The 859-nt window shown below is 68.6% G+C and carries 1 protein-coding gene; it reads right to left on the bottom strand.

The window, feature by feature from the left end; genetic code table 11:
* Positions 1 to 859 (bottom strand): pyridoxal 5'-phosphate synthase lyase subunit PdxS (gene pdxS, locus ACFQE5_RS23165; protein WP_379588090.1); only part of this gene is annotated, 859 nt, incomplete at both ends.

The raw sequence follows: 859 nt of genomic DNA, 5'->3' as shown, positions 1-859 counted from the left end.
ACCAGCCGCGGCCGGCGTACCGCTGCTCCGCGGGAAGGTCCGGAATGTTGATCCCGACCATCGGCTCCCCCAACCCCCGCGACACCTTCGCCAACACATCCGGATCATCGAAGAACGTCGTCGCCTTCACGATCGCCTCGGCCCGCCGCGCCGGATCCCCCGACTTGAAGATCCCCGACCCGACGAACACCCCCTCCGCCCCCAACTGCATCATCATCGCCGCATCCGCCGGCGTGGCGATCCCCCCCGCGGTGAACAACACCACCGGCAACCGCCCGGCCCGCGCCACCTCCGCCACCAACTCCACCGGCGCCCGCAACTCCTTCGCCGCCCCGAACAACTCCGCCTCATCCAACCCGGCCAACCGGCGAATCTCCCCCCGAATCGCCCGCATATGCCGCGTCGCCTCCACGATGTTCCCCGTCCCGGCCTCCCCCTTCGACCGGACCATCGCCGCCCCCTCGGCGATCCGCCGCAACGCCTCCCCCAGATTCGTCGCCCCACACACGAACGGCACCGTGAACGCCCACTTGTCGATGTGATACGCCTCATCCGCCGGCGTCAACACCTCCGACTCATCGACGTAATCCACCCCCAACGCCTGCAACACCTGCGCCTCGACGAAATGCCCGATCCGCGCCTTGGCCATCACCGGAATCGACACCGCCTCCACGATCCCGGCGATCATGTCCGGATCACTCATCCGCGCCACCCCACCCTGCGCACGGATATCCGCCGGCACCCGCTCCAACGCCATCACCGCGACCGCCCCGGCATCCTCGGCGATCCGCGCCTGCTCCGGAGTGACCACATCCATGATCACCCCACCCTTGAGCATCTCGGCCATACCGCGCTTCAC

Origin of the sequence: Pseudonocardia hispaniensis, assembly GCF_042658695.1 — a bacterium.
In the GTDB taxonomy this organism is placed as follows: domain Bacteria; phylum Actinomycetota; class Actinomycetes; order Mycobacteriales; family Pseudonocardiaceae; genus Pseudonocardia; species Pseudonocardia hispaniensis.
Note: the sequence above shows the minus strand (reverse complement) of the source record. Positions and strands in the feature narration are given on the sequence as shown.